Source organism: Microvirga sp. GN3 (genome assembly GCF_055792825.1).
This window is the reverse complement of sequence record NZ_JBVVAK010000054.1, coordinates 1-23,864: the sequence shown is the minus strand read 5'-3', so window position 1 is coordinate 23,864 and position 23,864 is coordinate 1. Positions and strand designations below refer to the sequence as shown.

General features: G+C 59.3%; 12 protein-coding genes and 3 pseudogenes. 5 read left to right on the top strand and 10 right to left on the bottom strand.

Annotation, left to right across the window (positions count from 1 at the left end; translation table 11 throughout):
* Nucleotides 1-34: 34 nt before the first annotated feature.
* The 5 genes and pseudogenes from ACS5Q1_RS23720 to ACS5Q1_RS23700 form a co-directional block, all read right to left on the bottom strand.
* A complete protein-coding gene (locus tag ACS5Q1_RS23720) occupies nucleotides 35-448 on the bottom strand; it encodes a hypothetical protein (protein WP_473100495.1) in 414 nt (137 codons plus the stop codon).
* Nucleotides 449-655: 207 nt separating this feature from the next.
* Nucleotides 656-1,105, bottom strand: a pseudogene (locus ACS5Q1_RS23715) (glycosyltransferase family A protein); the annotation flags it as partial.
* 111 nt (nucleotides 1,106-1,216) lie between these two features.
* A complete protein-coding gene (locus ACS5Q1_RS23710) occupies nucleotides 1,217-2,233 on the bottom strand; it encodes a glycosyltransferase family 2 protein (protein WP_473100477.1) in 1,017 nt (338 codons plus the stop codon).
* Nucleotides 2,230-8,889, bottom strand: coding sequence for a type I polyketide synthase (locus ACS5Q1_RS23705; protein WP_473100476.1), 6,660 nt, complete (start codon nucleotides 8,887-8,889; stop codon nucleotides 2,230-2,232). Before ACS5Q1_RS23705 ends, ACS5Q1_RS23710 begins: the two co-directional genes overlap by 4 nt.
* Nucleotides 8,890-8,899: 10 nt before the next feature.
* Nucleotides 8,900-13,651: a MupA/Atu3671 family FMN-dependent luciferase-like monooxygenase gene (locus tag ACS5Q1_RS23700; protein WP_473100475.1), complete on the bottom strand. Its 4,752-nt coding sequence runs from the start codon at nucleotides 13,649-13,651 to the stop codon at nucleotides 8,900-8,902.
* 463 nt (nucleotides 13,652-14,114) lie between these two features.
* Here ACS5Q1_RS23700 and ACS5Q1_RS23695 point away from each other — a divergent pair, with 463 nt between their 5' ends.
* The 3 genes from ACS5Q1_RS23695 to ACS5Q1_RS23685 all read left to right on the top strand — a co-directional run bounded on the left by ACS5Q1_RS23695 (nucleotide 14,115) and on the right by ACS5Q1_RS23685 (nucleotide 17,403).
* Nucleotides 14,115-14,927 carry an IS5 family transposase gene (locus tag ACS5Q1_RS23695; RefSeq protein WP_473100474.1) on the top strand — a complete coding sequence of 271 codons (813 nt, stop codon included), beginning with the start codon at nucleotides 14,115-14,117 and terminating at the stop codon, nucleotides 14,925-14,927.
* Nucleotides 14,928-15,009: 82 nt separating this feature from the next.
* Nucleotides 15,010-15,729, top strand: coding sequence for a 4'-phosphopantetheinyl transferase family protein (locus ACS5Q1_RS23690; protein ID WP_473100473.1), 720 nt, complete (start codon nucleotides 15,010-15,012; stop codon nucleotides 15,727-15,729).
* Nucleotides 15,730-16,092: 363 nt separating this feature from the next.
* Nucleotides 16,093-17,403 carry a WecB/TagA/CpsF family glycosyltransferase gene (locus tag ACS5Q1_RS23685; RefSeq protein ID WP_473100472.1) on the top strand — a complete coding sequence of 437 codons (1,311 nt, stop codon included), beginning with the start codon at nucleotides 16,093-16,095 and terminating at the stop codon, nucleotides 17,401-17,403.
* Between the two features lie 58 nt (nucleotides 17,404-17,461).
* On the opposite strand, the pseudogene ACS5Q1_RS23680 reads toward ACS5Q1_RS23685, so the two are convergent.
* Nucleotides 17,462-17,778: pseudogene (locus tag ACS5Q1_RS23680) on the bottom strand (transposase); the annotation flags it as partial.
* A 345-nt stretch (nucleotides 17,779-18,123) separates the two neighbouring features.
* Between ACS5Q1_RS23680 and ACS5Q1_RS23675 the strand changes: the two are divergent.
* Entirely contained in the window at nucleotides 18,124-19,077 is a 954-nt protein-coding gene (locus ACS5Q1_RS23675) for a hypothetical protein (RefSeq protein ID WP_473100471.1), read from the top strand.
* Nucleotides 19,078-19,303: 226 nt separating this feature from the next.
* Here the strand turns inward: ACS5Q1_RS23675 and ACS5Q1_RS23670 are convergent.
* Both ACS5Q1_RS23670 and ACS5Q1_RS23665 read right to left on the bottom strand, forming a co-directional pair.
* Nucleotides 19,304-19,786, bottom strand: a pseudogene (locus ACS5Q1_RS23670) (IS6 family transposase); the annotation flags it as partial.
* A gap of 1 nt (nucleotide 19,787) precedes the next feature.
* On the bottom strand, nucleotides 19,788-20,780 hold the full coding sequence (locus ACS5Q1_RS23665) for an IS110 family transposase (RefSeq protein WP_473100470.1): 993 nt from the start codon (nucleotides 20,778-20,780) through the stop codon (nucleotides 19,788-19,790).
* Between the two features lie 380 nt (nucleotides 20,781-21,160).
* Between ACS5Q1_RS23665 and ACS5Q1_RS23660 the strand changes: the two genes are divergently transcribed.
* On the top strand, nucleotides 21,161-22,189 hold the full coding sequence (locus tag ACS5Q1_RS23660) for an IS110 family RNA-guided transposase (protein ID WP_473100469.1): 1,029 nt from the start codon (nucleotides 21,161-21,163) through the stop codon (nucleotides 22,187-22,189).
* Nucleotides 22,190-22,497: 308 nt separating this feature from the next.
* Here the strand turns inward: ACS5Q1_RS23660 and ACS5Q1_RS23655 are convergent, their stop codons facing one another.
* Nucleotides 22,498-22,611, bottom strand: coding sequence for a hypothetical protein (locus ACS5Q1_RS23655; protein ID WP_473100494.1), 114 nt, complete (start codon nucleotides 22,609-22,611; stop codon nucleotides 22,498-22,500).
* 396 nt (nucleotides 22,612-23,007) lie between these two features.
* Entirely contained in the window at nucleotides 23,008-23,259 is a 252-nt protein-coding gene (locus ACS5Q1_RS23650) for a WGR domain-containing protein (RefSeq protein ID WP_473100468.1), read from the bottom strand.
* Between the last annotated feature and the right edge of the window lie 605 nt (nucleotides 23,260-23,864).

Genomic DNA, 23,864 nt, shown 5'->3' with positions numbered 1-23,864 from the left:
ATTCTGACGTAGAGATGTTGAACTGCCACAGGGATCATCCAGGGTTCTTGTATTCGATCAGGTACAAGGGGCGGCGAAGTAAGTGGTGCTGCAACCAGCTGAGCTGACCCTGGAGTTCAGCAATCTTTCCGACGACCGAAAGCACACCGAAGGCGAGCGCCGTACGGGTGCCGCTCCCCCTTTGGACAGCGCTTTGTGCCGCTCTCCAGGCGATGAGCGGGTAAACGAACAGGATCACTAGACCCCACCAGCCGCTAAGAGACACTAGCACGGTCGTTCCTAGTGGAACTGCAAGGCACCAAACCCAGGGTCGTACCGCTTCACGTACCCAGCGGTAGCCATGAGTTCGCGCTTCCATCGCGGCACCGTTGATGAATGCCCAGCCCGCTCGCTTGGTCCGACGCCACCATTGGCGGAAGTAGAGCATATCCGCGTCATGGAGGGTCATCTCCGCGTCTAATCGCATAACGCGCCAGCCCACCTTGCGGAGCCGCGAGCACAATTCCGGCTCCTCTCCAGCAATAAGCGTTCCGTTGAATCCATCGACGTCTTGGACTGAGAGCACCCGCATGAGGGCGTCGCCTCCACAGGCGTCCGTCTCCCCAACTGGCGTGTTCCACTCTAGATCGCAGATCCGGTTAAAGAGAGAATTTTCGGGATACCTCTCGCGCCGGCGCCCGCAGGCAACGGCGTAGTCATCGTTCTCTCGCAGGAAGGCGACAGCCGAGGCAATCCATCCGTCGACAATCTCACAATCACCATCGACAAATTGCACGAATTCACATTGGGGAGCGATCTCAAGTAGGCGGCGGAAACCGGCGTTGCGAGCTGCCGCCGCTGTGAAAGGGCGGCTCGGATCGAGCGTGACGACTTCACAGCCCAGCGCGACTGCGAATGCAATGCTGTGGTCATCAGAGCCTGAGTCAACATACACAACCGGATGTACCAGGTTGCGAAGAGATTGCAGGCACCGCCGGAGACGCTCACCTTCATTTCGACCGATCGCGACGGCACCTACCCGAACATTCAGGGAGATTGGTGTCTGAGGCTCGTTGGGGCTCTCTATCGAATGGCTGTGCCCTCCGGATGGATCCGGCAAACTCATGCATGAAGAGCGGGCGACTGCCTGACATGCATGCAAATTTCGATCTTCCCTATTGACCTGCTTCGTTGGTCCAGATTCCATGGCGCCGCACCATTTTCTCGCGTTGAAACTTCAGTACCTCATTGGCCTGGCGTTCTGCGCGAGAATGCAATGCCGCAGAAAGTCACTCAGTAATTTGGGAGGATCATTATCGGGCTTATTCTGCAGGCTTCGACGGATGCGCCAAAATAGATAACCAAAAGTCCAAGCTAGATCTGCGAGGATACCGTATGCCCACCCATGGTTCTTAAGAAAGTAGCGCCGGCGGGACTTGAACCAGTAGGCAGGCCGACGACGGGGAGAGGATTTGTGGCTTGTGACGCCAGATGACCGGCCTACAAGGTGAATGACCCGGCTCTTTGGCACATACCAGCATTCCCACCCCTTGCGGGCGACGTTCAGGCAAAGATCTGTCTCCTCGTAATACATGAAAAACGCTTCATCGAGTACGTGGACTGCATCGATCGCGGCCTGACGGATGAACATGCTGGCCCCAGAAACCCAATCTGTCCGAAAGCAAGCCTCGGCAATCGGAGGAGCAACGCACCACCTCTGCAACAATCGGGAAAGGATGCCGAGCCTCGTGGTGGATTCCAGTTCACCTAGCACAGAGTGAAACCGGAATGCGGAATGCTGCGGTGTTCCGTCTGGATCCTCGAGTCGGCTGCCGGCAATCGCCACCCGAGGATTCGCATCCATGAAGGCGAGAAGATGGGACAGGGCGCCAGGCCGCACGACCGTATCGGAGTTCAGAAGCCAGATGAAGCGCGGCCTACCGAACCAGGCCGTGGCGGCCTCGACGCCACGGTTGTTGGCGTAGGCAAACCCTCCGTTGACATCCAGCGGCAAGAGGGTGGCCCAACCGGCCCAGCCGTGACGCTCGATGGCCGCCTCGATGATCGCAGCTGAATCGTCTGTAGAGCCCCCATCGACCACGACCACCTGAGTACCGGGTGTCAGATCTCCGCTCTGCTCGAGGGATTTCAGGCAGTCGATCGTGAGTTGGGGCGTGCAGTAGTTGACGATGACGATGACGACGTGCATGACGGACGGGTCTTGTGGACGGGTTTCCTGACGAGCGAAGGTCATTGCCGTTGGCCCTCCGCTTCGGTCGGCCGCCCCTTCGAGGCCGCCGGGTACGGCGGCACGACGTGACCGTTGAGGGCCTCCGAACGCCTCGGCCGGGAAGCGCCGTGCGGCTGACGCGGGAAGGAACGGATGATGATCGGTTCGGCCTCCTGCGCATGCTTCGTGTCCACGATGCCCCCGGTCGGCCGGATGTGGCCCGCCGTCTTGCCTGCGCTGTTGATCGCCTCCCGCATCTTGGCCGCCAGCACACGCACATTGGGCTCGAGCACTATGCCATCGTGATCGCCGGGAACTTCGGACACGACGACCTGCCGGCAAAACGGGCCCCAGCCGTTGTCCTCATAGATGAACCGCCGGTCCGCGTTGATCTGCCGGCCCGGTCCGAAAACATGGATCGGCTGCAGCTTCGGGCGGAACAGGGTGATGGTGCCGTCATAGGAGCGCACCTCGTACCGATCCAACGCCCGGCGGAAGGCAGCTCCAATCGCAGCGGAGTGCAGCCCGCCCTGTTCGACCGATCCAAGGGCGTTCTGTTCCTGGATCAGGCGACGCCGCCACGCCCTCCGGCCCTGCACGATATCTAGGACGTGGCGTGCCCCCGCGCGCTGGATGCTCTGGAGGTGCATGACGATCTTGTCCTTCCAGGTCAACGTCTCGGACCGTGGCAGAGGCGTATCGAGCATCACGAGGAGATCGACCTTCTCGCCCTGCTCCCGCAGCTGCCGCGCCATCTCCAGGGCGGCGATGCCGCCACCGGAGAAGCCGCCCAGGGTGTAGGGCCCATGCGGCTGGACGAGGCGGATCTCCTCCAAGTAGTCGCGGGCCATGTCCCCGAACGTCTCATGGGGCGCATCTTCGCCGTAAACCCCACGGGCCTGCACGCCGTAGAAGGGCCGGTCCAGACCGATCTGATGGGCCAGATGGCGCAGGTTGAGGACATTGCCGAACATGCCGGCCACCAGGAAGAATGGCCGCCCCGAGCCGCCTTCACCAGAATGCATCGGCACGAGATGCCGGTAGCGCGGCCGCGAGCTGACGGTGGAGGCTTGGTCCGCCTCCTCCCCGCCCGGCCTTGCGCTACGGATCAAGGCCGCGCAAGCTTCGATGGTCGGCGCTTCGAAGAGAACGGAAATCGGGAACTCGACCGAGAAGACCCGCTTGACCTTGGCGAACAGCCGGACGGCGATCAGGCTGTGGCCGCCTAGATCGAAGAAGTTGTCGAGGACACCCACCTGGCTCACCCCCAGCAGGTCGCGCCAAAGTTCGGTCAGGGTCGCCTCGATGTCGTCGCGCGGCTCCACATAGTTCGAGCCGAGTTCTGGTCTGGCGAAGGAGGGTTCCGCCGAGGCCATCGTGTTCTGCAGAGCTGCGGCTGCATCGGCCTGCGCGACGAGCGCTCCGAGATCCATGGAGCTTACATAGAGCTGAGCCTCCTGATATCTGCCGAGCGCATGGCTGAAGGCGCGGCGGCCTTCGGCAGACGTGATTCCTTGCGACAGGTTGTGCTGAAAGGCGAGTTCTGCCGGCGAAAGGGCTCGATCGGCCGACGGTAGCTGATCGTATTCCACATCGGTGTCGTCCGCCGACGGACCGTGCCTAAGATCCAAGGCTGCGTCGAGACGCTTGATGGTGAATTTCTCGGCCGCGATCAGCACATTGCCCTGACGATCGGTGATCGTGACGTCGAACTGCGCGAAACCGCTTTTCTGGGTGCTGCCATCGCGCACCGTCACGAGGGAGCAGATCTCGGCAGGAAGCCGCCCCTGCACCCGGATCGCATGGTAGCTCACGGGCACCCAGAGACTGTCGCCGGTATATCCCTGGATCAGGTCCATGGCATAGCCGGTAGCTAGGTCAACCAGGGCCGGATGCAGGCTGAAATCTTCCAGGTCCGACACGAAGCGGTCGGCGAGGCGCAAAGAGGCCAGTGCCTGCTCCTCCCCCGCCACGACCCGCTCAACCACGTCCCAGCGCGGTCCGAACCGCAGATGATTCTGCTGCTTCGTGACCAACGGCAGGCGCCGCGGCATCGCGGCTTCGACGGCCGCGAGATCGAGGGCCGGCAGCCGGTGCTGCTCCCGGAGAATCAGTTCCGCCTGCGCTACCCGTCTCCAGCCGGTCTGCACCTTAGCGCTGGCGCTCAGGGACGGATCGAGATCGACCGCGATAGCGGCGTTGAACGTAAAACCCTCGGACGTCGGCGTGAGCCGCACCCTCACATGGCGTCCCGCATCGTCTACGGCGAGTGGCCTGAGGAACAGCAGATCCTGGATCTCGAAGGGCTGCGCCAGACCGACCTCCCGCAGCGCTGCGGCAGCCAACTCCAGATATCCGGCCCCCGGCAGGAGCGCATCGCCCCGGTCTGTCCGGTGCTCGGCTAGGAACCAATGCTCCACTGCTGACCATCTCGCCTCAAGCGTGGCCACTCCCTTGGCATTGATGGAGAGTCGATCGAAGAACGGATGGGTCGCGAGCTGCGTCTCTGCCCCCCTGTCCTCGTGGAGCATGCGGACCGTGCTGCGGGCCGCCATGCCGACATCGCTCCACACACCCCAGTTCAATGCGATGGTTCGGCCACGCCCTTTTCGGGAGCGCGATTCCGCAAAGGCATTGAGGAAGGCATTGGCGGCCACGTAGTCGACCTGCCCGGGCGGTGCAGTCATGGTGCTCGTTGACGAGAACACGACGAACATGTCGAGATCGTCATCCATCAGAATCTCGTCGAGCACTAACGTGCCGTAGACCTTCGGGGCGAGCACTTCCTCGATATCGGATTGATCCTTCGCCACCAGAAGGTCGTCACGGACGATGCCTGCAGCATGTACGACCCCGTTGATCGCGCCGTAGCGCTGGCGCACCGTCTGCATTGCGGTACGCATGCTTTCGATATGCGTCACATCCGCCTGCAGCACGATCACCTCGGCCCCAAGGCACTCGAGTTCCTCGATGCCTGCGATGGCCCGCGACAGCTGATGGTCGGCACCCAGTTTCCGGGTCAGGTCAGGCCATTGCGCGCGGTCCGGCACCGCCGTTCGCGACAGAAGCACGATGCGTGCCTCCCGCTCGGTCGCGAGTTCCTTGGCTACGGTCAGGCCGATACCGCCCAACCCACCTGTGATGATCACCACGCCACGCTGGCGGAGAGGGATTGATCCTTCATCGGCAAGAGCCTTGCGCCGGATCGTCTGCACGTAACGGACGGCGCTGCGATGGGCGACGATGTTGTTCGACGCCGGGGCGCGCAGTTCCGCTTCGAGCAGCGACAAGGCGGCTTCTGCCTCCTCCCCATTGCTGGTGCGACCGTTCGCCAGCTTCGTGAAGGCGAGGCCGTCGACGAGATTCCGCAAGACCTGGCGCTTTGTCACGAACGCGGCAGGATCGACATCGACGCAGGACACTGTGATATCCGGGAACTCGCGCGGGATCACCCGCACCGGCCCCAGAACGGTGGCCTGCTCTGGCCGTGCAACCGGATCTTGCTCGCCCACACTCTGCATGCCGGCGGTTGCCGTGACAATGTGGAGCGCCCGCTTCAGCCCTTCGGACGCCCAAGCCTGGGCGAAGAACAGCAGGCTGTAGAAGCCCTGCTCCTGATCGCGGTGGAACAGGCTCGAACCGGGGCGGAAGCTGTCGGTGCGCGACAGCAGGGCGAGATGAGCCACCCGGTCGGGTGCTCGTCCGGACCGGATGAGGTCATGCACCAGCGCATCATAGCCGGTGCGGCCATGCTCGGGGGCAATGACATAGTCGTCGTCGGAGAGCTGCTGATAGGAATCACCCGCACGGACCGTCACGACCTGGTCGCCGCGCCGTCTCATGCGTTCAACCAGGCGCGCGCCGATGCCGGAATCGTCGAGGAAGACGAGCCAGGACCCAGAATCCTCGACGGCGTCATCGGCCTCGCGGATCTTCCAAACCGGTGCCCAATACCAGCGGGATTCGTCAGCCTCCCGGTCGACAAGCATGCCCTCGGACATCTTGCCATGCTGCGGCCCGGCGCCTGGTTCGAAGAAATAGCGCTGCCCCTGGAACGCATAGGTCGGAAGGCCGATCCGTCGGCGCTGCTCACCGGAAAACAGCCGCTCGCTGTCGAGACTTCCGCCGCAAGCCCACAGGCGGCCGAGAGCCGTAAGCAGGAAGCCGTCGTCGGGCACCTGCTCGTCCGCATGGCGCATGGTCGGGATGATGGCCTGGCTCGCCTTCACCGCGGGCTGCGCCTTGGCGAGGGACGACAGGGTCTTGCCGGGTCCAACCTCCAGGAAGACCCGTCCGGGCTCCTCTGCCAAGGTTGCTAGGCAATCGGCGAACCGGACCGTGCCGCGCAGATGGTCGATCCAGTATTTCGGGTCGGTCGCCTCTTGGTCTGTGATCCAGGTTCCGGTGCGGTTTGAAACCCAGCGGATCGACGGCGGCGAAAGCCTGATCGATTTGAGATAGGCACCGAACTCGCCCAGGATCGGCTCCAGAAGGCGGCTGTGTGCGGCGATGTCGATCTTGACGCGATGGGCTTCGATTCCGGCTTCGCCGAGCCGCTTCTCCAGGGCGGCGATCTCGGTCGCCGCCCCGGAAGCGACACAGAGATTTGGGGCATTGACGGCCGCCAGATCGAGGCCGAGCGCATCGAGATGCGGCTGCAGTTCCGCAGCCGAGACCGGCACCGCGATCATGCCGCCGGACACCCGGTCCATCAGGCGCCCACGCAGGACCACCAGACCCAGGCAGTCCTCGAAGCTCATGGTTCCGGCCACGCAGGCAGCCGTGTTCTCGCCCACGCTATGGCCCAGCAGCGCCTGTGGTTTCAGACCCCATCCCATCAGCAATTGAGCAAGTGCATACTCGACGATGAAGATGGCCGGCAGCTGGAGAGAGGGCGCCTCGAGAGCCGTACAAGCTTCATCGAGTTTGTCGCTCTCGCAGAGCACAAGCGGCCGCAGGTCGAGGCCGTGCCGCTCCTGCAGCAGGCGCAGGCCACGGTCGATATCCTGTGCGAAGGCCGGTTCGCTGCCGTAGAGGTCGGCAGCCATGCGGGCATATTGCGAACCGCCGCCCGGGAACATGAAGGCGACGCTCTGATGCTCCGATGATGCGGTGTGGGTGAACACGCGCCGGCCGTCCTGCGCCTCAAGTAGAGCGATCGCTTCGGCCCGGTCGCGAGCAGCCAGGACACGGCGCTCCGCGAAGGCCCGGCGCCCAACCTGAAGCGTCCAGGACACGTCGCCGAGGTCGACATCCGGATGATCTCGCAGATGTTGCGCCAGATGGGCGGCATTCGCATCCAGCGCCGTGCGGTTTCTGGCCGAGAGAGTGAGCAGGCGCCATGGACGGCCGCCGGATCCCGCCGTCGCGCCGGCATATTCTTCGAGAACCGCGAAGGCGTTGGTGCCACCGACGCCGAGGGAGTTCACGCCGGCGCGGCGCGGCACGCCCAGCCGCCTGTCCCAGGTTTGGAGCTTGTCCTGAACATAGAACGGGCTAGTGGCGAAATCGATGAGAGGATTGGCCTTCTCGAAGTTGATGGTCGGGGGAATCTCACGATGATGGAGAGCCAGAGCCGCCTTCGCCAAGCCGACCACGCCCGCGGCCGTATCGAGATGGCCGATATTGGATTTCACGCTGCCGATGCCGCAATAGCCCGAACTCCCCGTACCGCCTTCGAAGGCTTGGGCGAGCGCCGCGACCTCGATCGGATCGCCCATGCGGGTGCCGGTGCCGTGGCATTCCACGTAAGCGATGCTGTCGGGGCGGATATCGGCGATGGCCAGCGCCTCCGAGATGCAGGCGGCCTGCCCTTCCACGGACGGCGCCAGATAGCCGACCTTGCTCGAGCCGTCATTGTTGACGGCAGTCGCCTTGATCACCGCATAGATCCGGTCGCCGTCCGCCACCGCGTCCTGCAGACGCCGCAGCACTACCACGGCAGCGCCGGAGCCAAAAACCGTGCCCTCAGCCCTATGATCAAACGCCCGGCAGTGACCATCCGGTGAAAGGATCTCGCCGGGCTCATAGTGGTAGCCACGCCCATGCGGGACCTCTATGGTAACGCCTCCAGCGAGGGCCATATCGCACTCACCTGAGAGAAGGTGCTGGCAGGCCAGATGCGTAGCGACCAATGATGTCGAGCACGCTGTTTGTACATTCAGCGACGGGCCCCGCAGATCGAAAAGATAGCTTGCTCGGGTCGTCAGGAAGTCTTTGTCGTTGCCAGTATGGCGCAGCAGGAACGTGCCCACGCTTCGCACCAGATCAGGATTGGAGAGCAGATTGAAGGCAAAGTAGGCCTCCATACCGCAGCCGGCGAACATGCCAATCGAGCCGTTAAAGGCCTCTGGCGGATGCCCTGCATCCTCGAATGCCTCCCAGCAAACCTCAAGAAACTGGCGATGCTGCGGATCCATGATCGCTGCCTCCTTCGGAGAGAACCCGAAGAACTCAGCATCGAACATCTCCATCTGATCGAGGGTCGCAGCAGCGCGCACATAGTTGGGACGAAGGAATGTTTCCCTTGAGACACCTGCTTTGAGGAGATCATCCTCCGTCAGCTGACGGACGCTCTCGCGCCCCTCGCGGAGATTGTTCCAGAACGTTTCTGGATCGGACGCCCCCGGGACCCTGAGACCGATACCTACGATGGCAATTTCGCTGTCGAATCCAGCCACGGAGATCTCCCTAGTGATAGGCGCCACGACGCTGGAAGCTCTCGCGTCGGCGTGCTGCTCGATCAATGCCCCGTTGAGTGGCGGCATCCGGTGCTTTGGATGAAATCGACTGCACGAAGCTGCGTACAGTCGGGAAACGATAAAGATCGGTCAGCGCGATCGGCTGCTTGAGGATCTCCCGAAGATGGCGGTGCAGCCGGACTACTAGCAGCGAGTGTCCCCCGACATCGAAGAAGTTGTCGTCGACCCGGATGCTATCGTCCCCAAGGGTGACATACCATGCCGCGAGAACCGTCCTCTCCAGTTCACTTTCGGCCAGTAGCGGGATTTGTACCGTCAGACGACTATTGCGTGGCTCCGTTACCTCCGGCAGTGCTTTGCGGTCAATCTTGCCGTTGAGCGTGTGTGGCAAGGCTGGTAGCACCAGCACATGGGTTGGCACCATTGGTTCTGGCAGCCGGTCGCGAAGATAGGCTTTTATTTGCGCAGGCTCTGCGGCCTTGCCGGCGCGAACCGACAGGAATGCCACCAGCTGCTGATCCCCTGCCGGGTCCAGTCGAGCCACTACCACACACTCACGCACCGCCGGATGCTGGGCTAGTCGAGCCTCGATCTCGCCGAGTTCGATCCGATAGCCGCGGATCTTCACCTGATGGTCAACGCGTCCCAAAAATTCTACAATCCCGCGCCCATTTTCAAGTCGCCGCCATTTAGCGAGATCACCTGTTCTGTACATGCGCGCCGCGCCGCCACGAAACGGATCGGGGACAAACCGTTCCGCGTTTAATTCGGCTCGCTGATGATAGCCGCGTGCAACGCCTTCGCCGCCGATCCAGAGTTCTCCTGGCACGCCAGGTGGAAGTGGCTGGCGCTGCGCATCGAGGATGTAAATTGAGGTGTTGGCGATGGGCGAACCGATCGGAATGGTCTCGTCGTTGCCTTGCAGCGTCCAAGTTGTGGACCAGATCGTCGTCTCCGTCGGTCCGTACATGTTCATAATTTTGCCGCCGGCAACAAGTTCGACGAGCTCCTTAGCAAGCCCAACCGGAAAGGCTTCGCCTCCGATGAAGATGTTAGGCACCTTCGCAAGGGCAGATCGGCTCTTGTCATCCAAGGTCAGAAGCCGTGCCATCGACGGCGTGCACTGCAGGTGCGTCACTTGGTGGCGGCTGAGCTGTGCGGCTATAGACTGGTCGAGATGGCATACCGGTTGCGGCGACACGGTGAACTCGTTGCCCGCTGGGACCAGTTGGCTTTGCTGGTGCAGGACACCGAGATGCGGAAGGTTGCTCAAGACCGTATCAGTGTCTATGCCGAAGTCTATCAGGCAAGCGATTTCATTAACGCCTATTCCTCTCAGGCTTTCAACCATCTTGGCGGCACTGGCCGGTGTTCCGAACAGACCGCTCGTCTCGTAATAGCGAAGGAACGCGAACTCCAATATTGCATCCCGTTCTTCATCGGCGATATCTGCCAGCTCATCGCCGCCAGCCTCGCCTGACTTTGGTTTCTTGAAAGTTGGGAAGGCCCAGGCATAGTGCTTCAGCAGCGACAAGGACGTGCCGAGATAAGCTTTCAGCGGCTCACGTACGATCTCACGGACGGCAACCTCGTCATCTGAGACGAAGGTATGAAGCATGAGGGACACGATACCTGCATCAGGATCAAACCCAGCCTCGGCACGGGCCTTTCGGTAGGCGGCAATTTTCGGTGCAAGTTGCTCAACCGATTGTCCGAGCAGATGAGTGAGCACGTGAGCCCCCATGCGTCCAGCCTGCTCGAAGGTCTCAGGATTACCTGCAGTCGTCACCCAAAGAGGGAGTTCGGATTGAACCGGTCGCGGAAGCGTCTGAACCTCAACATCTTTTCCCATTGGTCCAGGGAAAGCCACCTTCTCACCCCGCCAGAGGCGTTTCACCAGTTCCGCATCGCGGAACATGATATCCTTTGCTGCGGCGTAGTTTTCGGGCATGAGGAGGAAATCATCCGGCTGCCACCCGGATGCGATCGAGAGCCCGACACGGCCATTGGAGAGGTTATCAACCATGCTCCAGGCTTCAGCGACCCGGACGGGGTGATGAAGCGGCAAAACGACCGACCCAGCCCGAATCGAGACGTTTTGTGTGATGGTCGCGACAGCTGCAGCCGTGACGGACGGTTGGGGATAAAGGCCACCGAACGTGTGGAAGTGACGCTCGGGCGTCCAGACCGCGCAGAACCCGTTGGTATCGGCCCAGCGGGCACCTTCAAGCAACAGTCGATACTTACCGGATCCGGAGCTATCGGCTCCATCGCCGGAGAAATAGAATAGGGAAAAGTCGATCCCGCCGTTGGACCTTGCAACGTCGCGCCTGTGATCGACGTTCGGGACCGTCCCTGGGTCGCGATCACGGTCGCGGTAAATAACGACCTTGAAGCCTCGGGACAGGGTGTAGAGGAGTTCCAAGACCGAAATATCAAAGGACAGACTCGTGACCGCGAACCATGTTGCCGGCGGCCTGTGATCGATACGCTCGTCCATTCCGGCGAAGAAATTGATGACGTTGCGGTGCTCGAGCAGGACGCCCTTGGGCAGCCCAGTGCTGCCTGAGGTGTAAATGCAATAGCAGAGACTTCCGGGTCTCGCAGCACTCTCGGGGCGGGTCATCGGGAACTGGCCGATCACATCGGCATCTCCATCGACTCGCACGATTGAGGTTGTAGCATCCGTGAGAGACGGCAGCGCATGGGCGACCTTGCTCGATGTGAGGATCACGCGGCAACTGCTGTCGGCGATCACGTGCCGGAGCCGGTCGGCCGGATAGGTGGGATCAAGCGGCAGATAGGCGCTTCCAGACTTCAGCACCGCGAGCACTGACACCAAGAGGTCTATGCCCCGTTCGACATGAATGCCGACGAGATCGTCGGGAGCGACACCGAGGGATTGCAGATAGGCTGCAAGCTGGTTCGCTCGTTGGTCGAGTTCCCTGTACGTGATGGCGCTGTCCTCAAAGACGATAGCAATGGACTCCGGGGAGCGGTCCACCTGCTGCTGGATCGCATGGTGCACGAGCAGATCTGGAAGCGGCGTTCTTATGGCATTCCAATCTTCTAACATCCGCGTGCGCAGATCGGCACCGAGGATATCGACCTGCCCCACCGGCGCAGTCGGCTCCGCGCAGAGGCTCGCGAGTGCTTGCTCGAAACAGCGGACCAGAAGAGCGGCATCGTCACAAGCGATGAGTTCCTCATCAACTCGCAGCGAACAATTAGCGCCGTTTACGACAAGCTCCGCTACAATCGTGTGATCAGGCTGCCCCGAAGTGTCGATACGGAGTCCGATCGGGACGAGCGGAAGGGCACTTGAACTCGCTTGGCGGCGAAGATCGGGATCGCGGGCCACAAGGTTTGTTAGAAAGCCGCCTTCCTTCGCTACTCGGCGGAGCTCGTTTGCGGCAGCGGCAACGGCTCGGACGAAATCAGCGCCCATGTCCACGTTGACTCCGAAGGGTGCCCACGAGGAAACCAAAGTCCCGGCTAGTGCGATATCGTTCACGACCGTCTGATCGACTGCCGCAAGATGGAACATCTCCTTCCCCGACAGGCGGGAGAGGAGGATACCGAATCCGGCAACTAGTGCTGCTGCCGGCTGTGCATCGAAAGTCTTGAACACTTCGGCCGGGACGTTCACGTCATAGTTTGAAAAACGTGGCTCATGCTTGCTTGAGGCGGTCCCGGCCCAGGGCAGGCTCACTGGCTCTAGACTGGCCAACCTCTGGAGCTGACTCATTTCGTACTTCGCCAATCGGGCTCCGAGCTCTGTGAGCGGTTCAAGCGCATCATGTTCATCGAGCCGATCACCAGCGGCGAGGCCGAGTTCCTGAACAGCCTGTGTTATCTCCACAGGAGTTCCGGTCGGAGTTTCCAACGCCTTCAGACCGAGACCTCCGGATCCGCAGGCGACGACGATCTCATCGGGCAAGATGGCGATTACCTGGCCTGGCTCGCCGCAGATTTCAGGATGAAGGTCGACCCGCGTGACACCGAGAGCCACGGTATTGTGGCGTATAGTTGCTCGTCCCAACGGGTTAGGATAAGGCCCGAAATCGAGAGCACGCACGAGGCGCTCAAGTTTCCTCGCCGAACACCTCCAATCGAACAAGCCCAGTGCCCTTGGACGATCGGATCGGCGGTAGACGACGCGCTCAATACTCCGGTCCTGCGGAACGCACTTCATTGCGCCGCTGGCGAGATCGTCGATCAGTTCTTCGAATGCGTCAAGAGCCAGCCCAAAGTTGCGTGTGTTGATCGACAGCGACGTCTCCGCCGGATCGACCTCGAAGGTACGAGACGCGACGATGTCGCCCTCATCAACACCTTCCGTGAGGAGGTGCCATGTGATCCCGTACGTCGACGCCCCTTCCATCAGCGCCCACGCCGGCGTATTCAGGCCGGTATATCGCGGTAGCGGGCCGTCGTGAAAGTTGATTGCGCCCTTTCGTGGCAAGGCAAGCACATCAGGCGGGATGATCGTTAGATTCGTGATCGAAAACAGCCAATCAAAGTCTAGAGTGCGAAGCTGATCTGTCCAGCCAGACCCAGCACCATCAATGACAAATATACCCCTGTCGGCAGCCCATAAAGCAATTTTCTGAGTGCGAGTGACTACAGCGACAATCTCGTGGTCTGCCCGCAGGAGAATTTCGCCGCATTCCGTTAATAAGTTGTCGGATCCGATCAGGACGCAAGCCAAGCGTTCATCCAGCTGTGTCGAACTCCTCACGTCAGCCCCCAATATCGCCACGTTTTGTCGGATGAACGTTCAGGAAACTCATCCTCCGAAAGGATTGCCCGTTCTCTCCCCAGTCACAATTGCGATTCCGAGTTACTGCCAGGGTTAAGCATATAAAAGGCATTATGCTTTGGTGTGGGCGCGAATATTTCATAGAACTGGAAGCGACATCAATTTATTTTGCAACTTTCCCTTATATATATGAATTATAGAATCGCTTTCATGATGTATAGAGAAGGTACTATTAGAGCTAATTATTGGGTTGCTGCAAATTTTCGCAAAGGCTTAACGATGTTTACCCAATTATCGTTGCGCAACTTACCATTATTTATAGTGGAGTCTGCGCCGTGCGGAAATATGATTAAATGTCTAAGAGCCCGTCCCGAAAAAGGATTGAGTGGCCGGGATAGGCGTGTTTCCAAGAGGGTGCTGAAGCCTGACCTGGAAGCCCGCGATGTGGACCCCGACCACTCGGCGGCAGTATAGCCGCGACGGCCTGCGTAACGAAACCGATGTGACCGATGCCAAATGGGCTCTGATCGCCCCACTCCTGCCCGAGCCCCACGCCCGAGGTCAGCCACGGCGCTGGTCCACCCGGGAGATCTTGAACGCGATCTTCTATGTCCTGCGCGGCGGGATCGCCTGGCGGCTGTTGCCCTCCGATCTGCCACCCAAGAGCATGGCCTTCCGCTGGTTCAGCCTGTGGCGGGACGCGGGACTGTTCGAGACCATCAACCATCGGCTGGTCACGGCGGATCGCGAGCGGGTGGGCCGGAAGCCGTTCCCCACAGCCGCCGTGCTCGACAGCCAAAGCGTGAAGACCACCGAGAGTGGCGGCCCAAGAGGCTATGATGCCGGCAAGAAGGTGAAGGGCCGCAAGCGCCAGGTGATGGTCGACACCGATGGGCGCGGTCTGATCCTGGAGCCCCAGCCGGCTGACGTGCAGGACCGGGACGGGGCCTGTGTGGTTCTGCGCCTGTCGCGGCGCTCCTTCCCGTTCATCGTCAAAGCGTTCGCCGACAGCGGCTATGCCGGAGAGGCTCCCGCTCAGGCCACCTCGATCCGGATCGAGATCGTCAAGAAGCCGCCCGATCAGGTTGGCTTTGCAGTACGTCCACGAAGATGGGTGGTTGAACGGTTCTTTGCGTGGATCAGCCGCAACCGGCACCTCTGGAAGGATCCGGAGGCGACACTCACCTCAGCCCGTGCCTTCCTCCATGCCGCTTCCGTCATACTTCTCATCCGCCGCTTGGAACAACACTCATGACTACGGGACGGACGCTACACAAAGCTCGCGCTTTGCAAGCATATTGTTCATATTAGTTTGATGCTTTGAGGGATTTCCAAACATGCTGGAGTTATCGGAACGACATGTCCATCTGTGGTGTCTCACCCTAGATCATTCCGGGCGTGATATGGCCTTTTGGGTAAGCCTGCTCCATGCAGACGAACAGGTCCGGGCCGATCGATTCCGTCGCCAAGATGATCGAGATTTTTTCATCTGGTGCCGAGGAAACCTAAGGCGGCTTCTGGCGTCCTATCTCCGGGCAACTCCGCAGGATATTCGATACCGGACGAGTCGCTTTGGAAAACCGGAGCTTGCAAAACCCTTTGAAGATCATCGCCTTCGTTTCAGCGTCTCTCATTCCGGCGATCGGATGATGCTTGCTGTTGCACGCAATAGTGAAGTGGGTGTCGATATTGAGCAGATCCGTCCGATGCCAGATATTTTGGAAGTTGCCGCTAGTGTCTTCTCTAGGCGCGAGCAATCTCTATTTTACTCTCTCAGTGAAAGCGATAGGCTAGCGGCGTTCTTCTCGGTCTGGGTGCAGAAGGAAGCCTATCTAAAGGCACGGGGGCTTGGCTTGAACAGGCCAATCCAAGACATTGATGTCGGCCTGATTCCTGTTGAGGGAGCCGGACTCATCTGTGATCGGTGTGATCCATTGGCGTCCACGTCTTGGTCTTTGACGGCTTGGTCAATTGAGCAAAACTACGTGGCGGCCTTGGCCACCGAAGGCCCAAATTGGTTGATCAACCATATGTCAGAAGGACACCTAGCAGCCTGACGGGCTTGTATCTCACCTAAGGCCAAACGGAGAGCTCATGTCGAGCAAGCGGGCCCGCCGCCGGCATATAGGATTACTTCCCCTTATTTATCGCCGATTAACCCCAAAAAGAGTTAATTCCTTCTCATCGGAATTAGAGCAAAATTGCCTTTGAAGCTTAGTGGGCGTCCATGCAAGCTTAAGTTAATAATCAGTAATAACATAAGGCACAGGGCTAATCCGAACATCCCCTACAGTATACGGCTGATATGTTGGCAGGCATAAAGGCCTAACTGGCCAACTGTTGGCAATTTCACACGCTCTCTTCCGAGTGCACATCAGTATTCTCTAAAACAGCGCAGAGTAATTTGCGGGGGTATCTCTATGTCAGACATTCTCTCTATTCCAGGGGCTCTTGGCCGACCCTCGTTTGATGACACATACTCGGACGGGCAGAAAGCAATCTTATATCTTGAAGCGGGCGAGGATGCGGCATTATCAGTCTCGATTCCTTATGACGATCTCGACCGGGAAGCCTACTGTCTGCAAGGGTTTCCGATTGATGCAATCACCATGCAAGAGACGGTGCCGCACTTATTAGGGGCCATGCGGACCCAATCGTCGTACCTGCTCTCTACACCGAACCTGAACTTCTTGGCCATGAGTCAATCCAGTGTGGAGTTCCGAGAAACCCTGCGGGCAAGCGATCTCTGTCCACCCGACGGCATATCCCTAGTGTGGCTCGCGCGGTTGCTGGGCATCCCTGTCAAAGAGCGCGTCGCAGGTTCCGACACCTTTGAGAGACTCGTTGCTAGAAGAAACTCGACAGAGCCACTCCGAGTGTTCCTATTCGGAGGCGGCGAAGGGGTGGCCGCGGCTGCGGCTGAAGCGCTCAACAGTGATTCAGGAGGAGTCATATGCGTCGGCTGGCTCAACCCAGGCTTCGGCTCCGTCGAGGAGATGAGTCAGCCTCACATCATCGATACTATCAATGCGAGTGGAGCAGATTTCTTGCTCGTTGCGCTTGGCGCTGCAAAAGGCCAGGCTTGGCTGAAAACCAATCATCGCAGCATCCACATTCCCGTCCGGAGCCACCTTGGTGCGACGATCGCGTTCACCGCTGGAACCGTCAAGCGAGCCCCGCCGATCGCTAGAAAACTTTGCCTCGAATGGTTATGGCGCATCATGGAAGAGCCACATCTTTGGAAACGCTATTTGACGGATTCATGCACATTGTTGGCTCTGTTGACGAAGCGAGTTCTGCCGCTCGTCTTGTTGGGCCTGCTGACACGCACTGGGCATCTCGTAAGGCGGCAGAAGGCTCGCATTGTAGTGGAATGGACAACACAGGAAACGAAGGTCTCCATTGTAGGCCACTTCTGCGGCGATAGTATCCCAGAACTGAAAGCGACATTCAGGAATGTGATCAGCCGCACTGATCACCTCAACATCGATCTTTCTGGTCTGACAAACATTGATGCTCGCACCATTGGACTGTTGATGATGATCCGGAAACAGATGCTTGACAAAGGCGGTTCATTTCAGTTGTCAGAAGCGTCGACGCGCGCCCGTATGCTCCTCTGGCTCCATGGAGTAGCTGACCTTCTAAAACGCAAAATGGAGCAAGAGAATCACCATTCCCAACGCACCGTCGCGTTGCCGACAACGGATAAGCCAGTTCCCACCCACGTCTGAATGTGGGTGTCACCCGCGGCACAATCGCAAACGACTCTCGTGGGTGGCAGTGGGCCTTCTGCAGACGGCCTGCGAACTCGCGTCGGACGGCTGGCTTCACAACTTTCTTTTGAGCACGTCCTGCAACATAGTCTTGTCCAGGGTCAGGTTCGCCACGAGCTTCTTGAGCTGGGCATTCTCGCCCTCGATCTGCTTGATCCGGCGGATCTCGGTCACACCCAGGCCGGTGAACTGCTTCTTCCAGCGATAGAAGCTCGGCTCGGTTATGCCCATCCTGCGGATCACCCCGGACACTGGCGTGCCGCTTTCTGCCTGGCAGAGCGCAAACGCAATCTGTACCGCGTCTTCTTCATGGCACTGACCCTCCTTAAGGATCAAACTTCCCTAAAAGTTGTTATCGGAATGAACCAGTTTAACGGGTTAAAGGCACTATATCGAATTATTGGTCGTTGTGTGTTCGAGTGCCTGTATGTGAGAAACAAAGCAGGGATGGGATGTTGGAACTCACTACGGTGAATATGAAGGCTCATTCGCAGACGTTCTTTGTGTCATCCCGGCCCTCGAATAGTTCAATCTTTAACAGCTCTATCCTCTCAGCGGACATCGTACCTAATGCGCTACTTCTAAATAGGAAAAGAACTCGGCTACGTGGGATGCTAGGAGTTACATGGTGAATAGCTCAGCTCGGGTTTGATGCTGAACCGCTCGCGAGGTAAAAGTATGACTGGTATTGTCCTTCCACCGCCTACTCCAGACGTTGTTATCTGCAACGAGTATTACGACGGTCTCTCCCATGGATTCTGGAAGAACCACATATCGGACTGGGATAACTACAGCTGGAACCAGTCATTTGAGTTTATCTTTGGAATAAACTCGACTTGGGTGTCGCCCGGGAAAAATGGAATGGTCTACAACAGCCCGACGCTGCTGCAGGCGCTTAGCATTCAAGGCGGGGGAGCCAATGCCTTCATCCGCGAGGCCACTGCTGCACTACTGAACTCGTCTGAGGATGATTTGTTGGCCGATGAGACCAGCTACTTCTATAGCATCGAAGAGATTACCGAGATCGTGAGGACAGTCTATGGCCTCAACGACTCAGATGCCTCCAACGACAACGTATTCAATACCGCCCTCGGAACCCAATATCAGGCGCTCTTCGAGCACTGGAACACAATTCGTGATGACCCTGGTTATACGGAATCCGGCTACCCTTTAGGTACGGGAAATGGCTCCTGCGTTAAAATTCTAAACTTCGATAATGGGCCCGGATACAGCGCTGAAAACGGATGGTTCATTTATAACAACTTCATCATCCAAGGAGGTACCGTCTCAAAAGCGGGCTCGGACTATACTGTCTCGTCAGGTGAGAGCGTTCTCATTCCCAACGAGGAGGGGCAATATGCACATTCTCTGCTTATTGCCCCAGGGGATTGGTCCAACTTCGACTTTCAGGGAGCTTTCTTCTCTTCTGCATCTGACGACAATCAAATAACAGTTACAGCATATAACGACTCTGACCAGATGATTGGTCAAATGACCTTCGAGGTAGATGCATCTGGTCCCAATGAGGCTCGCTATGTTGATTTCAGTCTGCTCGCTGGCTTCAACGATGTTCACAACCTCAAAATTGCAGGTACTGCCAGTCTCAGTGTCGATGACTTCCGCTACATTTGAGAACTGTCGTACCGTTAATATAACTGGAGCAGCAGGATACTACGTGCCGCTGACCTAATAGGGATTTCCGATGGTTCTGTTGCAGCTTTGAACCTTGCTCGGCCCGAGCTATGACACGAGCGGGCTGAGAAGGGCTGGCGGTGAAGCGAAATAACAAGAACCCGTTCAAGGGGGTTCTGTTGCAACTCCTGACGCGGGGCAAGCGACGATCGGGCTGGGACCCAGGTTACGCCGCAGCGCCGAACAGGGTAGCAATGAAGCCGCGCTGGGCTCCCATGTCACTCGCTGGGGCACTGACAACCTGTCCCTTGCGGATCATCGCCATCGCCTGGTAACCAGCAATCGTCTGTGAGGCGGACCTGAAGATCTCGAAACCCAATCCAGGTCTGACCAGCCGCTTGATACATCGGTGATCCTGCTCGACGATGTTGTTCAAGAATTTCACCTGTCGCAGTTTGGCGAAACGCCAGAGCTCTCCGGCCCGCTTCATGGCTTTCGCCGCCATCGGGTAAACGGCGCTCTTGTCGACCGTGATGGTCCGCGGATTGACTGTATGCGGTTGTCCCAAGGCCTTGAGGAAGAAGTGCCGAGCGGCAGCCGAATCTCGCCTGCGGGAGAGCAAAAAGTCGATCGTCTGCCCAGCTGCATCGACGGCGCGGTATAGGTAGACCCATTCACCCTTCATCCGAATGTAGATACCGTCTGAGCGGTCAAGGCTGATGGGCAACCGGGAACTGGTAAACGTTTCCACTCTTGAGCACCCCAAAGCAGATATGAGCCAGTTTGCGCATGGCGACCCCTAAGGTCGACATCTTGGCCTTGCCTCGCTCAAGCAGCCGCTGTTGCTGGGCTTTGATGTCCGGGTTTAGCTTTGTGGCAACGACAGCTGCCATGTAAAGCGCAGCGCGCAGCCGGGAGTTGCCGGCTTTCGAGAGCCGCGGCCTTCCTCGAACGCTCCGCCCCGATGGTCGCACAATTGGCACCAGTCCCAGAAAGGCTGCGGCTTGACGAGCAGTCTCGAATGGGTGGCTCCGCAGCAGAGCAAGCATTCGCATCGCTGTCTTTGGACCCACCGCTGGAATCGTGCACAGTCTCTCCAGATCTGCCTGCAAATCCGTGTGAGCGGCAAAGTGCTCGGCAATTGCCGCATGCAGAAGTTTACACTGAGCTTTCAGCGCCCTGATGTTCGTGACAAAGGAACGCTTGATGGCGCCGGAGCAGCCACGAACACACGCCTGCTTATACCGGTTCTGCTCCCGGCGAAGATCGCCCTCCAGGTCATCCAGCCGTGCGAGAAGGGCTTGCAGCTCAATCAGCGGCTCGGCGGGAGGGGTCCATGCTTTCGGCCGGGCCAGGCAGCCAAAGCGCGCCAGGAGCATCGCATCGATCTGATCGGTCTTGCTCAGAACAGCCATGCCTCTAGCGAAATTGCGGATCTGAGCCGGATTGACGAGGGAAACGATCGTGCCTTTGGCAGCCAGGAGCCGGGCTGCGAGTTCATGATAGGCTGCTGTCGGCTCAAGGACGGCATGAACTTCCAAAGCCTCGGCTCTAGATACCTTCATTACCCAAGCGGTCGCTTTCTCGATGCCGTCCGGGGTATTGGGAAAGGACCTCTGGCCAATGGGCCGCTCGCGGCCGTGAACGATTGCCGCGCAATCCAGCCTCTCGTTTGCGACATCAATGCCGAAGAACACCGTCATAGAGCTTCCTCTCACTGAGAATGCCCCTTGCGCTGATCAACCTTGTGAATGCAGGTTTACCCGTCTTGGGATGACCTTTGATACCGTCCGATCTCAGCTGGGGCGCGTGGTGAGGCCGGGCGCACCATCTACATCGCAGACTTCGGTCTTACGTTTCATTCGAGCTCTCCCGGCCTCGTGCTGTGGGAATGACCCGCAACGCTCATCAAATACAAAGCTTCATCCACGCGCCAGGAGCCGTTCGTCATGTGCAGATGCGGGCGGACGCGCTTATCGATCTCAGGTGCATTTCCATAATTGATGGAGTGGACGGCGCCTGCTCCCGGCAGCGCCCTATGAGGTAGGGTGATTGCCTCAGCGCCAGACAGGGAGCCGCTCCGATGCATGTCACGACTGTTGGTCTCGATCTCGCCAAGTACGTCTTCCAGGTCCACGGTATTGACCAGGATGGACAGGTTCTGATCCGCCGTCAGCTCCGCCGAGGCGAGCTCATCGGCTTCTTCGGGCGCTTGCCGCCCTGCCTGATTGGCATGGAGGCGTGTTCCACTGCCCACTTCTGGGCACGAGAGCTGGCGGCCCTCGGTCACGAGGTTCGGCTCATGCCCGCAGCCTATGTGAAGCCATATGTCAAACGCGGCAAAAGCGACGCACTTGATGCTGCGGGTATTTGCGAGGCCGTGACCCGCCCGACCATGCGCTATGTGGCCATCAAAAGCCCAGAGCAGCAGGCTGTGCTGATGCTCCATCGCACCCGCGAGCTCCTCGTGCGGCAGCGGACCATGCTGGTCAATGCTCTGCGTGGCCACCTCGCCGAATACGGCATCATTGCTCCTCAAGGGCTGCCGAGCGTTCCCAAGCTCAGGGAGGTGGCCGAGAAGGCACGAGGGGCTGCCGTGCCGGAGCTGGCGTGGCGCTGCATCCGCTTGATCATCGCGCAACTTGAGGAGGCCCATGGCCGGATCACTGAGGTTGAGCGGGAGATCCTGGTTTGGCATCGCACGAATGAGTTGAGCCAGCGCCTCGAGACAATCCCTGACGTCGGCATCATCAGCGCCAGCGCCCTTGCTGCCATCATCACGGATCCGAACTCTTTCCGCTCGGGCCGGCACTTGGCAGCCTGGATTGGGCTGGTACCACGACAGAGCGGGACAGGCGGCAAGGTGCGGCTGGGGCACATCTCTAAACAAAGAGATCGATATCTGCGCCGGCTTCTCGTGCTCGGGGCCTCGACACTCTTGCGGCATGCCCGCGGCAAAGCTTCAGTGTCCGCGGGATGGATCAACGCGCTCCTGGCCCGTCGCCCAGCCGGCATCGTCAAGATTGCCATCGCCAACAAATTGGCCCGGGTCGCTTGGGCCGTTTTGCAGGGGACCCAGGGCTATCGGGCTCCAACCGCAGCGGCCGCATAAGCTGTTGCTGGAGCCGGATGAGAGGTTTGCAAGGTTGGTGGAGGTGGTGATAGTGTGATGACGGACCGGTCGAGCCGGGGATCAGACAAACCCATGATAGGCCATTGCGCTCCGACGCAGCATAAATGTTAGGGACCTGATCCGCGAACTTCATCAAGGCCCGTGGTCAGGTAGGCCGCATCACAAGGCCGGACACATGGCTGCCCACGACCAGATCGTCAGAACACCAAAATCCCCTTGCCACGCAGGCGCCGTCCATACAGGTTTATTCAATAAGTCTTTTCGGAGTTCGCACGACCTCATATGGGTTATAGGTCCCGATACCCCCGCCGGCGCTTCGCTGCGGCGACGGCCTCCAGCGCCGCGCCGGCCGCGATCTCGTTGGCGAAGATCTCGATCAGCTCCTGGCCGTTGGCCCCGATCCTGCCTCAGTTGCGCATTAGGCAGACAGTCGCGAACAGATCCCGTGCATCGAGAGGGCAATAGCATCGGAAGTGGGGAGGACAAGTTGATTACGTTCTTGTTCTTGAGCTACCTAGCCGTGGCCTGCACCCTCGGCTGGATTAGTCTGGTGGCTAGCGACGATTCCGATGTAAAGCCCAACCTGGGGTTATTTCTGCTCGCTCATGCCCTCTGGCCGATTTCGTTTCCGCTGGCAATCCTTGCGGCGTGGTGGCACGCAAGGTCTAATCGACCGTAGCACCCTCGCCGCCGCTTCGCCCGGGCGACGGCTTCCAGCGCCTGCCCTGCTCGTCCTCGCCGGCAAAAATCCCGTCGAACGGTATGGCGCAGCCGTCTTCGATGACGGAATTTCCGTCTCACAAATCACGATAGCCCCGTCGCCGCTTCGCGATCGCCTTGAGCGCCTTGCCCGCCTCCAACTCGTCGGCATGGATCTCAACCTTCTCCTGCCCGCTGGTGCCGATCCTGCCCCAATTGCGGACCAGGCGTACGACGCCGAACAGGTCCCGCTCGATCATGAGCGAGTAGAACCGCGCCACGCGCCGCTCCGGGTCGCGCTTGTGGAGCACGAGGTGGTGCTTGATCGGCGAGCGCAGCTCGTCAGGCATAGGACTGTTCAACCCTCTCAGTGCGAGCGGTTCTTCCCTGTGGGGCGGTTTCGGTAGATCTGCTGCATCTTCTGAGAGCTTTCCTCGCGGGCCTTGCTGGCGAACTCCTTTTGCACCTCATAAAGGTGCCCATGCTGTCGGCCACACTGGACGCACCGCACAATGCCTGCGGCTTCGATCTTGGGTGGTAGGGTGGCTTGTCCAGCTCCGCATTTCGGACATAGGTAAGCAAACGTGATGGGTTTTGTCATGGATTGTTGCCCCTCTTTGCGGTTTCAGAATCTGGCTTTGCCCTACCCTCACCCGCCTCGGCTTCGCCGAAAACCCTCTTCGAATCGTGCCAAGGCGGCTTCGAGCTTTGCGCTTGCCTCAGAGGCTTCTGCAGGAATGCCGCTTTCTTTCACTAAGGGCTCCATAAGCACCGGCATTATAAACCAAAGACAGCTTTTCCTTGGCGTTGGTGCAGGGGTCGTGAATTTCACGGATTATGGTCTTTGATGCCGTCGTTTATGCGGTGGTTCCAATGCGACGGACGGATTTCGGGCGTGCGCATGCCAGCATGCGGTTGAGGACGGCGCAGCCGATGGCGGCCTCTGTCTGCTGGG

Coding starts and splice junctions, on each gene's coding strand:
- ACS5Q1_RS23660 (WP_473100469.1), top strand. CDS start 21,161: ATGCATGTCACGACTGTTGGTCTCGATCTCGCCAAGTACGTCTTCCAG.
- ACS5Q1_RS23665 (WP_473100470.1), bottom strand. CDS start 20,780: ATGACGGTGTTCTTCGGCATTGATGTCGCAAACGAGAGGCTGGATTGC.
- ACS5Q1_RS23685 (WP_473100472.1), top strand. CDS start 16,093: ATGTCAGACATTCTCTCTATTCCAGGGGCTCTTGGCCGACCCTCGTTT.
- ACS5Q1_RS23695 (WP_473100474.1), top strand. CDS start 14,115: ATGTGGACCCCGACCACTCGGCGGCAGTATAGCCGCGACGGCCTGCGT.
- ACS5Q1_RS23650 (WP_473100468.1), bottom strand. CDS start 23,259: ATGCCTGACGAGCTGCGCTCGCCGATCAAGCACCACCTCGTGCTCCAC.
- ACS5Q1_RS23710 (WP_473100477.1), bottom strand. CDS start 2,233: ATGACCTTCGCTCGTCAGGAAACCCGTCCACAAGACCCGTCCGTCATG.
- ACS5Q1_RS23675 (WP_473100471.1), top strand. CDS start 18,124: ATGACTGGTATTGTCCTTCCACCGCCTACTCCAGACGTTGTTATCTGC.
- ACS5Q1_RS23720 (WP_473100495.1), bottom strand. CDS start 448: ATGACCCTCCATGACGCGGATATGCTCTACTTCCGCCAATGGTGGCGT.
- ACS5Q1_RS23690 (WP_473100473.1), top strand. CDS start 15,010: ATGCTGGAGTTATCGGAACGACATGTCCATCTGTGGTGTCTCACCCTA.